This is a genomic window from Candidatus Kuenenia sp. (assembly GCF_039794105.1).
Lineage (GTDB): Bacteria > Planctomycetota > Brocadiia > Brocadiales > Brocadiaceae > Kuenenia.
In genome coordinates this window covers 294,735-310,297 of the sequence record NZ_JBDIWA010000001.1, presented here as the reverse complement: position 1 = coordinate 310,297, position 15,563 = coordinate 294,735, and the positions used below count along the sequence as shown (strand labels likewise).

Annotated in this window: 12 protein-coding genes; 4 read left to right on the top strand and 8 right to left on the bottom strand. The window is 41.6% G+C overall.

Annotated elements, in window-relative coordinates:
* Positions 1–196: 196 nt before the first annotated feature.
* Positions 197–427, bottom strand: coding sequence for a hypothetical protein (locus ABJL82_RS01310; protein ID WP_347272875.1), 231 nt, complete (start codon positions 425–427; stop codon positions 197–199).
* A gap of 113 nt (positions 428–540) precedes the next feature.
* Positions 541–792: a PilZ domain-containing protein gene (locus ABJL82_RS01305; protein ID WP_347272874.1), complete on the bottom strand. Its 252-nt coding sequence runs from the start codon at positions 790–792 to the stop codon at positions 541–543.
* 563 nt (positions 793–1,355) lie between these two features.
* On the opposite strand from ABJL82_RS01305, the gene ABJL82_RS01300 reads away from it, so the two are divergent.
* The gene (locus ABJL82_RS01300; RefSeq protein WP_347272872.1) at positions 1,356–2,210 is read left to right on the top strand and encodes a hypothetical protein; all 855 of its coding nucleotides are present in this window, start codon (positions 1,356–1,358) and stop codon (positions 2,208–2,210) included.
* Between the two features lie 30 nt (positions 2,211–2,240).
* A complete protein-coding gene (locus tag ABJL82_RS01295; protein ID WP_347272871.1) occupies positions 2,241–2,954 on the top strand; it encodes a tetratricopeptide repeat protein in 714 nt (237 codons plus the stop codon).
* Between the two features lie 88 nt (positions 2,955–3,042).
* Here the strand turns inward: ABJL82_RS01295 and gcvPA are convergent, their stop codons facing one another.
* The 3 genes from gcvPA to carA all read right to left on the bottom strand — a co-directional run bounded on the left by gcvPA (position 3,043) and on the right by carA (position 9,307).
* The gene (gene gcvPA / locus ABJL82_RS01290; RefSeq protein WP_347272870.1) at positions 3,043–4,386 is read right to left on the bottom strand and encodes an aminomethyl-transferring glycine dehydrogenase subunit GcvPA; all 1,344 of its coding nucleotides are present in this window, start codon (positions 4,384–4,386) and stop codon (positions 3,043–3,045) included.
* A 309-nt stretch (positions 4,387–4,695) separates the two neighbouring features.
* Positions 4,696–7,959 carry a carbamoyl-phosphate synthase large subunit gene (gene carB, locus ABJL82_RS01285; protein ID WP_347272869.1) on the bottom strand — a complete coding sequence of 1,088 codons (3,264 nt, stop codon included), beginning with the start codon at positions 7,957–7,959 and terminating at the stop codon, positions 4,696–4,698.
* Positions 7,960–8,137: 178 nt separating this feature from the next.
* A complete protein-coding gene (gene carA, locus ABJL82_RS01280) occupies positions 8,138–9,307 on the bottom strand; it encodes a glutamine-hydrolyzing carbamoyl-phosphate synthase small subunit (RefSeq protein ID WP_347272868.1) in 1,170 nt (389 codons plus the stop codon).
* A 488-nt stretch (positions 9,308–9,795) separates the two neighbouring features.
* Between carA and ABJL82_RS01275 the strand changes: the two genes are divergently transcribed.
* Complete coding sequence (locus ABJL82_RS01275) at positions 9,796–11,022, top strand: bifunctional 3,4-dihydroxy-2-butanone-4-phosphate synthase/GTP cyclohydrolase II (RefSeq protein WP_347272867.1); 1,227 nt, start codon at positions 9,796–9,798, stop codon at positions 11,020–11,022.
* 87 nt (positions 11,023–11,109) lie between these two features.
* On the opposite strand, the gene ABJL82_RS01270 is transcribed toward ABJL82_RS01275, so the two are convergent.
* From ABJL82_RS01270 to ABJL82_RS01260, 3 genes are read right to left on the bottom strand one after another with little or no spacing between them, the layout of a single operon-like run.
* Positions 11,110–11,313, bottom strand: a complete 204-nt coding sequence (locus ABJL82_RS01270; protein ID WP_347272866.1) for a hypothetical protein — start codon at positions 11,311–11,313, stop codon at positions 11,110–11,112.
* A 15-nt stretch (positions 11,314–11,328) separates the two neighbouring features.
* Positions 11,329–11,937, bottom strand: a complete 609-nt coding sequence (locus tag ABJL82_RS01265) for an RNA ligase partner protein (RefSeq protein ID WP_347272865.1) — start codon at positions 11,935–11,937, stop codon at positions 11,329–11,331.
* Positions 11,922–13,169, bottom strand: a complete 1,248-nt coding sequence (locus ABJL82_RS01260; RefSeq protein WP_347272864.1) for a putative sugar nucleotidyl transferase — start codon at positions 13,167–13,169, stop codon at positions 11,922–11,924. Before ABJL82_RS01260 ends, ABJL82_RS01265 begins: the two co-directional genes overlap by 16 nt.
* A gap of 751 nt (positions 13,170–13,920) precedes the next feature.
* Between ABJL82_RS01260 and ABJL82_RS01255 the strand changes: the two genes are divergently transcribed.
* Complete coding sequence (locus ABJL82_RS01255; RefSeq protein WP_347272863.1) at positions 13,921–15,540, top strand: glycosyltransferase family 39 protein; 1,620 nt, start codon at positions 13,921–13,923, stop codon at positions 15,538–15,540.
* Positions 15,541–15,563 lie beyond the last annotated feature (23 nt).

Here is a 15,563-nt window from a genome sequence, read left to right as displayed (position 1 = left end):
ATTGAAATGTCTAAATAACAATTTCCGTAATAATTTAGTTTTTTGCAAAAGTAAGGGCGAAGCATTTGCTATAAATTGGCATAAATACGTTCATGCCCAAACTGGCAAATGCTTCGCCCCTATACTATGCGGCAGACATCGATATTATTGGAATTTCTCAAAAGACTAAATTGTTATCAAAAAATTATCCCCGCTTTTAAAAAAGCGCCTTGTTCCCGATGTGGCTCTTTTTCTTTCTTAGCCGGCGCACAATGACAATTGCCGTCCCCACAATGAGAAAATACAAACATTTTGCAATATCCGATTGAACAAATCCATTCCCGCCGCTTTCATATCCGGCATATACCACACCTCCACATGCAAATAAAACCAAAATTACCATCGCCACAGTAGATTTAAGTTGTATAAGAAGCGTTTTCTTTCCCATAATTATCTAGCCCTTTCCCTGGTATAAAAACCTATAATTAATCTTGTAAATAATTCCATACATCGGCCTTGCTACTTCATATACTTTCGCCCGAGAAGATATATGCCGTCATTTTATTTTTGAATCCATTTAACCATTGTCAGGACAGGCATGCTTTCTTCATGTGAGTCCACAACCGGAATACGAACAACAATAGCAAAACCCTGTTGTGGCGCTTCTGCTCTAGTCCTGATTTTCATTCCCTCACGGCTCACATCTATAATTTCCACCTCATGAAGCAATGTCCTTGAATAATCACGGACTTTTACCAGCCATGACAAATAACTACGCTTACTTTTCCGCTTTTCTAATGTTTTGCACTTCATACGGTTAATTTATACAATTTTGAAGTTATGCAAATACCCTAAAAAGAGTACATCCCTGCGGATACGCCTAAAAGTAGTGTGTAAGGCAGAAGGCGGAAAAAAATAAATAACCGTAGACAACCTGCATTCTATAGACTTATTTCAACAAGTAAATACCCCAAAAAGGATAGCTCCATTTGGATATACCCTTTTGGGTCTATAGATAGCATTTGAAGGAATAGTGTAAATGCTATTTAATTACAAACCCTTATCGTTTAGTAGTTGTTTAAATGAGAAACAGATTGTATTATCTATCTGTTCTGAAATGATAAAACAATGCTTAAACACGGAGTCACAACGGGGAATGAAAATGACGTTCCGACCCCTGGGGAGATGACAGATTTAATGTAGAGACGCATGCAACCGGAACCAAACAAGCAAAAAATAGAAAATACGAAATTCCAAGGTACGAAATGCGAAACAAATTCGAATAACAAAGCATAAAATTCAAAACAAATCCAAAATATACAACAATATGAAGCGCGAAATGCGAGAGCTAAAATTTATTTTAGGACGAAAAACAAATGACCGGAAAAAATAACCAATTGTTAGAACCATCAAAATACCCTGCTCTTCATACCCGTACAAAATCATGGCATCGGATGGTTGCAAATTTCTGCATTTTTTTTCTGGTAATATCCTTAGTCATGCTTTATTTCAGCTACACCGGCAAGCCGCAAGCCGGCCTTTTAGAAATGGGTGTTTCCGCTTTTCTCTTTTGCGTATTGTTCCATCTCGTCATGAAGTTCTTCCCGCTAATATCTAAGATTATTACCTCACTGCTGATAATTGGATTTGCCGTCTCGCTAGTCTGTATAAACTATCATTTTTTAAAAGTGGAAAAAAAGGATGCGTCCATTGAGGAACTATTGGTGGGGGATTTATTCGTAAATAAAATCATGAAAACATTCAGGAAAGAACCAGTCTCGCTTGCGTTAAAAGGCGAAGTACCAGAACAAGTTTCTGCACAAACGGATAGCGTCCCATTAGCAATACCATCCCTTGATCAACTAAAAATGACATTATCCAATCCGATATCCTCGAAGTTTACGTCAAAATACAGCGTTGCCCTTTCGCCCGCTATGAAAGAAGGAACACTATTTTTAAAGGAATCATATAAGGGAGATATTGACAGCAAATACACTCTGCCAGGCATTTCCGGCATTCTGGCCGCTACAACAGAAAGCGCCCCCCCTATGTATGAACCTATTGACAAGGGTGATTTCGTCTCTTTCTCTTTTTCTGCATGTAAGAAGGAAAAACTCCTTACTGCATCAGACATGCGTATCATTCAACTGCCAATATCTATAGGCGTCGGTGAAACTCATGAAATAAAACTATGCAACCCTATAAGGGAAAACCGTGTGCCAATCGATTAAATTATACAGACAGACAGAAAGGAACAAGCCATGAAAACAACTATTATTACAATTATGACAATTATTTTTGTTTTTGCTTTAACAACAATCAGTTATTGCCAGAACAAGGAACAGGAAGACCCTACAGATGCTTCCATCAATGCCTTTAAACAGGCAATTGCAGCAAATCCGGAATTTGTTGAGGCGCATTATAACCTTGGAGTGCTTTATGATGAAAAGGGCATGACCGAAGAAGCTATTGGTGCATATATTAAAACAATCGAAACAGATGCGAATTTTGTGAAGGCGTATAATAATCTTAGTGTAATTTATTACAAACAGAAGCAGACGGACAAGGCGATTGAAACCATAAAAAAGGCCATTGCCATATCGCCAAAGTATTCAGAAGCGCTCTATAACCTTGGAATTTATTATTATGAGAAAATACAATACAATGAAGCGATAAAGGCTTTTACAGACGCCGTAAAACTAAATACAAGGTTTGATATGGGGTTTTATAATTTGGGAGTCGCTTACGCGGCGATTAATGCCACAGATGAATCTATTGCCGCATTTAAACGGGTAATAGAACTGAATCCTAAATACCCTGACGCATACTATAATCTGGGGGTTGCTTATTCAAAAAAGAATCAGTTTGATGAGGCAATTCAACTGCTTAAAAAAGCTTTGGAAATCAACCCGCAAGACTCGAAGGCGCATTTTGCCCTGGGAATCATTTATACGGTCAAAGAGAAGGCAAAATAATTTCCGAGGCATGAATAGTACCTTCTGCAGTCGGCAATCTACAGTAGGCAGTCGGCAGATTGAGGACTGAGGACTGCGGGGGCTTACATCAGATGCATTTTGTGAATTCATTCACCAAGTGATCAATAGATTCTTTCGTTTTTGTCTCTGTTACACACAAAAGGATACAATTCGTCATTTCCGGATAGTATTGAGAAATATCTATTCCACAATGAATGCCTTTTTCCTGCATACGCCTGATAATTGAAGCAATGCGGAAGTCGTTCTTCGCTTTTAAAACAAATTCATTAAAAAAAGGGTTGTGAAAAACAGGTTCAAAAATATTTAGATTACAGAGTCGTTCAAATGCATAATGGCTTTTCTGAATATTCAAATTACCAATTTCTGCGATCCCCTTTTTCCCCAGCGCACAAAGGTAAATACATGCCCTGAGTGCAAGCAACGCCTGATTTGTACAAATGTTAGAGGTCGCCTTTTCCCGCCGGATATGTTGTTCTCTTGGCTGCAACGTCAGCACAAAACACCGTCTCCCTGCCTTATCAATAGTCTCTCCGGCTATCCTCCCCGGCGCTTTTCTCAGCAGCTCATTTTTTACGGTAAAAAATCCCAGGTAAGGCCCCCCGTAATTTAAATAGTTCCCCAAAACCTGTCCCTCTCCTACGGTAATATCGGCATTATATTCTCCGGGAGGCATAAGAATGCCTAAAGATATGGGATTTACGCATGCAACAAAAAGTGCGTCGTGTTTATGCGCTATAGCAGAAATCTCCTGCATATCTTCAACGCAGCCAAAAAAATTCGGGCTTTGCACTAAAACGGCGGCTGTATTATCTGACAGCGACGCCTCTAATTGCTGCATATCGGTCGTTCCTTCAGGACAATCTATTTCAACAATTTCTGTATTAAAACCTTTTAAATAGGTTTTCATTACCTGACGATATTCAGGATGAATTGCACGGGAACAAACAATTTTATTTTTTTCCTTATGCCGTATAGAAAGCAATGCCGCCTCCGCCAATGCGGTAGAGCCATCATACATAGATGCGTTTGCTACGTCCATTGCGGTCAATTCGCACATGAGGGTCTGGAATTCATACATTACCTGAAGCGTGCCCTGGCTGACTTCCGGTTGGTAAGGCGTGTAGCAGGTATAAAATTCACTGCGTGACGCCAGATGGTTAACAACAGAAGGAATAAAATGGTCATAGGCGCCTGCGCCTAAAAACGAAGAATAATCATCCGTTGTTTTATTCTTTTTGCTTAATTTTTTTATGGCATGCAGCACCTCCGGTTCTGCTAAACCGGGTGGGAGTGACAGGGAAAAGTTTCTTAATGCTTCGGGGATTTCACCAAGAAGCGCCTCAAGAGAGGATATGCCAATATCTTCAAGCATCTTTTTTTTATCGGATTCTGTATTTGGAATATAATCCATACATACTGCCTCAACAAACAAAAATGACCGATTCAGCCGTCTGTTTTACATTGAAATATAACCGTATGGAATGTAACTTCTCAATAAGTTGAGATAAACAATCCCCTTGCCACCTTTATTAATGGGGAATGATGTACAGTCGGCAAATTGCAGATTGTGGGTAACACTTTAGTTTTTAACCCTTTTGACACGCCAGCACCAAAACCTCCCCCTTACCTCCTCCAAAGGAGGAGAATGTCCCCCCGCTGGCGGGGGTGCATGGGGTGGAATTGAAATATGGAATGGTATTTTCTCTGCTACAAGAAATAATTACCGTTGATGACACTCCTGAATCGACCGTACATCAAGAGTCCCGCTTTTTAATGCCTCTATCGCTCTTACGGCTGCTACAGCGCCTGCAACGGTGGTAAAATAAGGAATTTGATAGGTAAGAGCAGTTCTTCTGATGGAAAAAGACGCCTCCTGCGCAGCCTTTCCCTCTGCCGTGTTGATGACGAGTTGCACTTCATTATTCTTTATATGGTCAACAATATTCGGGCGTCCTTCTATTACTTTTAAAACGGGCGTAACAGAAATATTTTCTTCTGAGAGCGCCGCGGCAGTGCCCTTAGTCGCCGTGATTTTAAATCCCATTTGGAGCAGCTTTTTTGCTATTTGCACGATAGGTTTCTTATCCTTATCCCTTACACTTATAAAAACGGAGCCGACTAAGGGGAGGCAGTAATTGGCAGACATTTGCGCCTTTGCGTATGCGCGCCCGAAATCTTTATCCAGTCCCATAACTTCTCCCGTCGATTTCATTTCAGGCCCCAGCAATGTATCAACCCCTTTAAACTTTAAAAAGGGGAAAACCGCCTCTTTTACGGCAGTGTGTCTCATCGTGATATTTTCGGGCATATTTAACCCTCGAAGCTTTTCCCCTGCAATTACTTTTGCCGCAATCTTAGCCATCGGCACGCCTATCGCCTTGCTTACAAAGGGTATTGTCCTTGAAGCGCGCGGATTCACCTCCAGTACATATATCACCTTATCTTTTACCGCATATTGAATGTTAATAAGGCCTATGACATTCAGTGCAAGCGCTATGATCCGTGTTTCCTTCTTTAATTCTTCTATAATTTCATTATTCACTGAATAGGGCGGGAGCGAGCAGGCACTGTCTCCGGAATGCACCCCTGCTTCCTCTATATGTTCCATTACTCCCCCGATAAATACTTCTTCTCCGTCACTGATTGCATCAACATCAATTTCTATTGCGTCCTGCAAAAAGCTGTCAATTAAAACAGGATGTTCCGGCGATACTTCCACCGCATGGGAAATATAATGCTCCAGGCCCTGTTCATCGTAAACAATACGCATTGCGCTTCCGCCCAAAACATACGATGGGCGTAATAACACCGGATATCCTATCCTTTTTGCTATCTTCTTCGCATCTTCCGCAGAGTTTGCACAGCCATTTTCCGGCTGCTTTAGTCCTAACCGGTTCATAAGCAACGCAAACCGTTCACGGTCTTCGGCAACATCAATATTCTCAGGAGAAGTGCCCAGAATCTTCACCCCTTCTTTTTCCAGGGGAACTGCAAGCTTCAGCGGGGTCTGCCCTCCAAATTGAACAATTACTCCCTCGGGTTTCTCCTTGTGAATGATTTCCAGAACATCTTCCATGGTGAGAGGTTCAAAGTAGAGCCTGTCAGAAGTGTCGTAATCCGTGCTTACCGTTTCCGGATTACAATTCACCATAATGGTTTCATACCCCAGCTCTTTTAAGGCGTAAACGCCATGCACACAGCAGTAATCGAACTCAATTCCTTGTCCTATCCGATTCGGGCCACTTCCCAAAATAATAATCTTTCTCTTTGTCGTGGGATCCGCTTCACACGAAGTTTCGTACGTTGAATATAAATAAGGGGTAAATGCTTTAAACTCTGCGGCACATGTATCAACATGTTTAAATACCGGCCTCACAGATCTCCGGTACCGGTATTCCCTTATTGTCTTCTCATCGGAACCGCATAACCTGGCTAAAAATATATCAGAAAACCCATATTGTTTTGCTTTTGCAAGCAATTCAGCATCCATAGCAAAATCCCTGTTTTTTTGTGATGCGTCATTGCCCTTTAAATGTCTTTGTTTAATCTCATTTTCCAGGTCTGTTATTTGTTTAATGTTATAAAGAAACCATTTGTCAATGCGGGAATAGTTATAAATCTCGTCAAGGCTCATGCCCAGACGAAAAGCGTCCGCAATATGCCATAACCTGTCGGGGGTTGGCGTAATCAGTTTCGTTTGTAAATATTCCGATTTTTGTTCAGCCGTCCAGGCATCGATTCCAGAAGGCAGAAGGGGGTCAAAACCGCTTCGCCCGGTTTCGAGCGAACGAATCGCCTTGCCTACCGCTTCTTTAAAGGTGCGGCCAATCGCCATAACCTCGCCGACTGATTTCATATGAATAGTAAGCTCCTGGGTAGTATCCGGGAATTTGTCAAAATTGAACCTCGGAATTTTGACCACACAATAATCTATGGCCGGTTCAAAGCATGCGGGGGTATAGCGGGTAATGTCATTAGGGATTTCATCGAGCGTGTACCCGATTGCAAGTTTTGCGGCGATCTTTGCGATAGGGAATCCTGTGGCTTTTGACGCCAATGCAGAACTCCTTGAGACCCTTGGATTCATTTCAATCGCCAGCATCTCGCCATTTTCAGGGTTGATGGAAAACTGAATATTTGAACCGCCGGTTTCAACGCCTATTTCCCTGATGATTCTGACCGCGGCATCACGCATTTTCTGATACTCCATGTCAGTAAGCGTCTGCGCAGGCGCCACAGTAATGCTGTCGCCCGTATGGACTCCCATTGGGTCAAAATTTTCAATAGAGCATATGATGACGACATTGTCTTTTAAGTCGCGCATAACTTCCAGTTCATACTCTTTCCACCCAAGAACTGAACGTTCTACTAAAACTTCATGAATGGGGCTTGTCTCCAGCCCTGTAGTTATATACTCTTTATATTCTTCAATGTTATACGCCGTGCTGCCTCCCGACCCTCCAAGCGTGAAAGATGCACGGATAATGGCAGGGAAACCGATGGCGTCTATAATCTTCAGCGCGGTGTCTAAAGAATTGACATACACACTTTCTGGCACTTGTACGCCAATACGCCCCATCGCCGCCTTAAATTGCGAACGGTCTTCAGCCATTTTTATGGCTTTTAGTTTTGCGCCTATAAGCTCTACATTAAACTTATCCAATACGCCTTTTTCCGCAAGGGACACAGCGGCGTTTAGCCCTGTCTGCCCCCCAAGCGTCGGCAATATCGCCTGCGGGCGTTCCTTTTCAATAATTTTTGTAATTATTTCCGTTGTAATGGGTTCAATATACGTTTTGTCCGCCACCTCCGGGTCCGTCATAATCGTCGCCGGGTTGCTGTTTACCAGGATAACCGTATATCCCTCTTCCCTCAAGGCGTGGCATGCCTGGGTGCCGGAATAATCAAATTCGCACGCCTGGCCAATTACAATAGGGCCGGAGCCAATGATCAGTATTTTCTCAATATCATTTCGTTTGGGCATTTTATATATAGCTAAAAGTATCTATTCCCCGAAAAATTTCACGAAAATAGTCCACAGTCGGCAGTCCTCAATCTGCAATTTGCCGACTGCCAACTGTAGATTGCCGACTGGGTACTACCACCCTCTTTTTAATCTGTGCAATCTGTGGTTTCCTTTTTGCTCATATTTCTCCAAAGCATCAACTTTTCATCGTCTGCAAAAATCTATCAAACAAATAATCTGCATCGTGAGGTCCTGGGGAGGCTTCCGGGTGGTATTGCACGGAAAAGGCAGGCACAGAATGGCATTTCAACCCCTCTACGGATTTATCATTTAAGTTCAGATGTGTAATTTCCACATCGCCATAACTGCTTTTATGCAACATGCCCTGCGATGGTATTTCCACGGCAAAACAGTGATTCTGGGCAGTGATTTCCACCTTTTTAGTCGATAAATCCATGACGGGTTGGTTTCCGCCATGATGCCCAAACTTGAGTTTGGACGTTTTCAGCCCCAATGCGAGCGCCAGCAACTGATGTCCCAGGCATATCCCAAATATTGGCCTTTTCCCTAACAGCCCTTTAATGTTCTTAATCATATATGAAACGACCGAAGGGTCTCCAGGTCCGTTGGAAAGAACAATGCCGTCAGGATTCATCTCCAATACCGTTTCAAATGAGGTTTTTGCAGGAACGACATGCACAGAACAACCGGCATGCGCCAATTTTCTTAAAATAGAGTATTTTACGCCACAATCATAAACAATAACCTTGTATCTAGGGGATAAGTGAGGTGCGCCTTCTTTATTTACCCAGTCATACGGTTTTTCACAGGTCACCTTTGCAACCAAATCTCTTCCGGTAAGACCAGGCGCTGATTTTGCTTTTTCCTGCAACCGTATCATATCAAAATCCACGGTTGAAATAATGCCCTGCTGCGATCCAAAATCACGGATATGGCATGTAAGTGACCTGGTATCAATACCTTGAATACCAACTATCCCATTTTTGGTAAGATATTCGGATAAATCTATTTTTGACCGCCAATTACTGGAGAATGGAGAGCATTCTTTAACGATAAATCCTTCCAGAAAAAGTCTGTATGATTCAACGTCCTCTTCATTAATGCCATAATTGCCTATTAACGGATATGTTAAAGCAACAATCTGACCTGCATATGATGGATCTGTCAGGATTTCCTGATATCCCATCATACTCGTATTGAAGACGAGTTCTCCACTTGTCTCGCCGGCAGCCCCTAAAGAGCATCCATTGAAACACGTTCCGTCTTCCAGCACCAATATTGCCTTTTTTTCATTCATTTTCATTACGTGCAGCAGTTCATAGACGCATGCAACGCGTCTATACATTAAATATCAACAACAGCATAAAGTCGCTGCCAAAGGCAGCCTAATTTATTTTAATACAAGGCCTTACGATATATTTACCGCAGACATTTTAACAGCTTTAGGATTTCAAATCGTACAACTAAAAAATAAATGTGTCAAGGCAAATTAAAAAAGTTTGCCTTGTTAGCTTTTTGCTTGATTAAGACTTTGCCTCTGTTATAGTTATAAGAAATAATGTGTTATTTTGTAACACTTTAGTTTTTTGAAAAATTCCAATAATAGCGGTGTTTTGCCGCATAGTGTAGGGGCGAAGCATTTGCTGTAAAATTGTCATAAATGCATTCATACCCAAAAGGGCAAATGTTTCGCCCATTTTTTTTAAAAAAACTAAAATGTTACGAAATTAGCGCATATTAATGTAATATTATTATGTTTAAATAACAGTTCATACTTGTCCTTTTACAAAACGGGCAGTATTTCATAGACAAATCAATTGTGAGGTGTATTCAATGCAATTCAATTCAATACAAGAAGTAATAGAAGACCTGAGAAATGGGAAAATGACAATATTAATAGACGACGAGAGTCGGGAAAATGAGGGGGATTTAATTCTTGCAGCGGAAAAGGTTACTCCCGAAGCTATTAACTTTATACTAACACATGCAAGAGGCATTCTTTGCCTTGCAATAAATGACAAAAGGGCTGAAGAACTGGACTTTTATCCAATGGTTTCCAATAACACATCAAGCTTTCAGACGCCTTTTACCGTTTCCGTTGACGCCGCAAGAGGAATCTCCACCGGCGTATCTTCCAAAGACAGGGCGGCAACCATATTAACCGCTATTGATGATAATGCCACTGCGGAAGACTTTGTCAGGCCAGGCCATATATTTCCTTTAAAGGCGCATAACGGCGGAGTTCTTGTCAGAGCCGGCCATACAGAAGGCGCCGTTGATCTAACCCGCATTGCCGGTCTCAAAAATGCCGCAGTAATTTGCGAAATTATGAGGGAAGACGGAAACATGGCAAAACTTCCTGACCTTAAAAAATTTGCCGAAAAAAACAATCTCAAAATCTGTACAATTGCGGATATCATAAAATACCGCCATGAACAGGAGCGGTTAATTGAGAAACGCGTAACCGTAAAACTCCCCACAATGTATGGAGAATTCATCCTCCATCTCTATCGTTCTTTTGTTGATGAATACCTACACCTTGCTTTATGCCTTGGAGTTGGCAGCAAAGACATAAACACCCCGTCCCCAATGCAAAATGAACCGGTACTGGTAAGGGTACACGATGAATGTCTGACGGGCGATGTTTTCGGCTCTTTGCGATGCGACTGCGGAGAACAGCTTCATAACGCACTTAAAATTATAAAGGAAAACGGTGCAGGTGTTTTGCTTTATATGAGGCAGGAAGGTCGAGGGATTGGCTTAGAAAACAAATTGCATGCGTATCACTTACAAGATAAAGGATTTGATACGGTAGAGGCAAATGAGAAACTCGGACTTCCCGTAGATAAGAGGGATTATGGTATTGGCGCGCAAATTTTAAGAGACCTGGGCATTACTAAAATGCGTTTGCTGTCGAACAATCCCAAAAAATTTGCCGCGCTTGCAGGATATGGACTGGAAATAGTTGAACGCGTACCCATCATTGTTGAACCAAAAGCAGAAAATCAGAAATATCTGCGTACTAAAAAAGAAAAACTCGGACACATGATAGAGACGTAAACTAAGGAGTAATGATCAATTAATAACGAAGTATGATGAATAGTATGAAGAAACGGATAAGTTTTTAAAAAAACAACCTTTATCAACCTAAGCTTCAATCTCCTTTAATATTTCCATTTCTTTACTTAATATAATGTTAATTACTTTATCAAGTTCAATATTTTTGTCTAATGCTTTCTTACTAAAAAATTCTTTCACCCTTTTATCTAAATATATTGGTATTTCCAACTCCTCTACAGGTCTATAAAACTTACCCTGCTCAGCCTTAGAAAAATCATATTCCTTTCGCATTATTTTCCTCTCCTATCAGGATGCCTCCGCCAGCTTATCCAAAATACTCCGTAACATGCGCGGGTCGATGTACCGTATGCCCAGCTTATCCGCCCATTTGACAATGCCGGTATCCGCGGTCATCATTATGCCGTCCATTTCTTTTGCAAGCAGGATTAAATCAACGTCTTCTTTGCTGTCAATAATTCCCTCACGCAGCGCCATGCGATATTTTTTCCTGAGATTTGCTATCGCTTCAGGTTCGGTATCGGGCGAGGTTTCCCTGACGGCGGCTTCCGCCACCCTCAAGCCCTTGTCAATCCTCTGCCGTACATCTTCAATAAGTTCATAGAGCAAAAACGCAGGAACGGTCAACTCGTAACGTTTCGGGGATTTCTGCTGCAATAACATTTGCAAATCAACTTGTATATCTTTTATCTCGACAAAGTTTAAAAGCTCCTCATAAATCGTCTGCGGCATATAAAAAGTAGGCCCTTTCAGTTTGCTGATAATTTCAAGAAAAGAACGCAGGGCGTCTGTCGGGTCATTGCCAAAGGTCTGATAAACGTCCGGATTGGTAAAGATACTGGTATCGATAATTATCTTTTCGTTGATGATTTGTTCATGTTTTATGTCTTTTTGCATATAGTTCTTTCATTTTCAGTAAGCTGAAATACCTTTTTAAAAAGCTCCTCTTCGGCAGTGGACATTTTTTTCTCCCGTCTTTCCATAACAAGCCTTGCCACACATAATGCCTTATCCCACTCGTAAACCCTTATCCCATTGACGGAACACCATGAAAACGAAGGCAGATATTTCGGAGGATAGAGACTGGTGACAATATTGCAGGCAAAGCCAATGACACTCCCTGTCATGATCGTCGTATTTATGGCGGTTTTCGTATGATCTCCCATCGCCATGCCAAGGGAATTGTGGTTTGTGTTTATGAGGGTATTTCCCATTTGAACTTTTATGAGGCCATAGGTATTCAGTAAATTACTGTTCGTTGTATCCGCCCCGATGTTGACCCATGAACCAAGATATGAGTCGCCCAAAAATCCGTCATGTTGTTTGTTGGTAAAGCTGTGAAATATTGTATTTACGATTTCTCCCCCTATTTTGCATACTTCTCCGATATTTGTGCCTCCCCGTAACCGCGAATTGGGCAGGATTACAGAATTATCTCCAATGTAAACCGGCCCCTCAATGGAGGTATTAGGGGAAATGGTTACATTATTGCCAATATACACCGGCCCGTTCTCTGCGTCGAGTACACAGCAAGGTTTGATCCTGCTGCCCTTTCCAATGTATATTTTGTCTTTATTGATGAGATAAGCTCCTTCATACACTTTCCCCGCATTCCGTCCCTCTTTGACAAATAAGGAAAAGTCTTCCGCTATTTGATGCGTATTACGTTTTATAATGTCCCAATAATAACTGAATACCGGCGCCTGAATATCAACCTTGGGTAAGGTGTTTTTCCATTTTTCATGATAATTTTCTTCAAGAAATGTGTTGTACGATATTTTTTCCGGGGAATTTTTTTTGAGACGAAGGTAAACAACCGTATCGCCTTGCATGCCAATTTCCTCAGGGCCTTCCAAAGAAACAGGACGCGAAAGAATCGCGCGGCCGTTTATAAAAAGACAGCTATCATTCTGTTTCCGGGGGGCATTCACCTCCAGGGGATAACGTTCCTTTACTATATCCGCAAGGGCATCTCTGCAGAAAAGGGTAATGGTAGCACCGGGATAAAGTTTAGATATCCTTTCCCATTGCGTATACAAACCACACCGAAGCTCAAACGTTGCCCTGGTGTATACGAGGGGCGTAAGGCGTGAATAGTTGGCGTCTTCGAAAATATAAATATGAGACAATTTTGAATTACCCTCTTTTACATGGAAAGACCTTAATTTTTCACCGGTCTGCTACCAGGCAGGCAGGCCTGACAAATAAGCGTTTAGCGCCTCAACATCGACAAAATTTTGTCTATATGCCAAAGCGTCTAAATACGAAATTCGAATATCGAAATTCGAAACAATACCGAAACTCAAAATTCAAATGTTCAAAACCAAGACCATGAGACGTGTCCGTTTGCTGTGACCATAAAACCTGCCTGTTTCGTATTTCGTGCTTAGTATTTCAGATTTCCTTTTCGCAGCACTGGCTACGAAAAGGTTTAGAACCTTATATGTAAGTTCTTTGTATTTTTTTGGCAAAATATTTAATGGTGAAATCAGAAACACGAAATACTCATCCACCCCCTGCACCCCCGCCAGCGGGGGACATTCTCTCCCTTTGGAGGGTGTAAGGGGGTGGATTTTGGAATTTGTTTCGGATTTCGTACTTCGGATTTCGTATTTTTTATTTCTTGATTGCTTGTTTGGTTCCGGCTTTGCCAGCTTAGGATACTGAGAGGGTTAAACATTGTCAAGCCAATTACAGATATACTCAAAAGGTTTACAGTTTAATACAAAGCCATTTACTGGCCAAATCCCACTACCATTTTGCTATAATCGTTGACGGAATTTGTTAACTGTGCTAAAATTCCGTCCAACGTATTCCTTTTCACATGAAGGGAGTATCGTCATAATTATCACATAGCATCGTACAAATATCGTTATTTAAATGAACAAAACTACGATAAATATACGCTTATTGACCGTCATTCTGGTACTTTTCCTTTCATTCCTCTTTCTCTTCAATACAGGAAAAAGGGATTTCTGGGCGCCGGATGAGCCCCGTTACGCACAGGTCTCCAAAGAAATGCGGGATAGCGGCAATTTTATACTTCCACAGTTAAATGGCGAACCATACCCCCACAAACCCCCCCTTTTATTCTGGATGATTAATCTGTTTTCCGTCCCATTCGGCAAAATAACGCACCTGTCCGCGCGTTTGCCTTCTGCCCTCGCAGGTGTGGGATGCTGCCTGATACTGTTTAATTTTGCAAGAAATGTTTTCCATAACACCAGAATAGGCTTGCTTTCTGCCCTTATTCTCGCCACCAGCATAAAATTCCTCTGGATGACGCACCGCGCTGCCTTTGACGTACTGCTTACCTTTTTCGTTATGGCAGCCTTGTTCAGTTTCTATAAAGGCTATAAGGAAGCGGGAAATAAAGGCCGTTATTACACCCTCTTTTATATCTTCATGGCCCTTGGAACGCTTACAAAAGGCCCTGTAGGATTTCTTCTTCCATTCCTCGTAGTCGTGGCATATCTTTCTCTGAAGAGAGATATAAAGGTTTTGAAGGAAACAAAACCCTGGATAGGGGGAGTTCTTTTTGCAATTATGGTATTCTCGTGGGTATATCTGGCAGGCATATACGGCGGTAAGGAATATATACAACAAATATTATTCAAGCAAAATATCGGGCGGTTCGCTGATTCCTTTGCCCATAAACGGCCTCTTTATTACTATTTTATCCATTTTCCCCTGAATTATTTTCCGTGGACAATCTTTATCCCAGGCGTTGTCGTGTATCTGTTTTCACGTGAAGGGAGAAAGAGGTTTCAGGAAGTGGTATTCCCTGCGGTCTGGTTTGTCGTTATCTTCTTTTTCTTTTCCATCGTTTCGGGGAAAAGGGACATCTACGTCCTTCCCCTCTATCCTGCCGCCTCTTTAATAATCGCATGGTTTCTGAATGAGTTTATAGAACAATTCAGGGATATCCGTTTCAGGAAAACAGGCTACATCCCTTGTTATTTCATAAGCGGACTAACCATATTTCTAGGGTTTCTTTTGCCAATAGGTGTATACAAATTTCTGCCCGAGCACATTCGTCTAACCATACCATTTGTACTGTTTCTTTTTGCCGGCGGCGTAATTATGCTGCGTTTCATAAAACACGCAAGAATATTGCCATTCCTCTTTGCCCTCATCCTGCTTGTTTTCTCTCTATTTACCCTGAGCACGCTGGAGGTGATCCCCTTATTAAATCAGTACAAATCGGCCAAGGAAATTTGCGACAAGGCAAATGCTGCAATGAAACCCGGCGATCAACTGGCAATGTATAATTTTCTCAGAGACTCATACCTGTTTTATACGAATAGAAATCACCTAACGGTTATAAACGATTCTGAAGCCCTGAAAAAATATATGCATTCAAATGAACGGGTCTTTCTTTTTATCAGAGACAAGGATTTTAAAAAGGTATCAGAGTCACAGGATATACCCATCTTTGTAATTGCCAGGGATTCCGTAGGGCATCGGGAGATGCTTTTTGTGTCAAACAAGGATATTTGACCTGGGCAATCGCATAATATCGC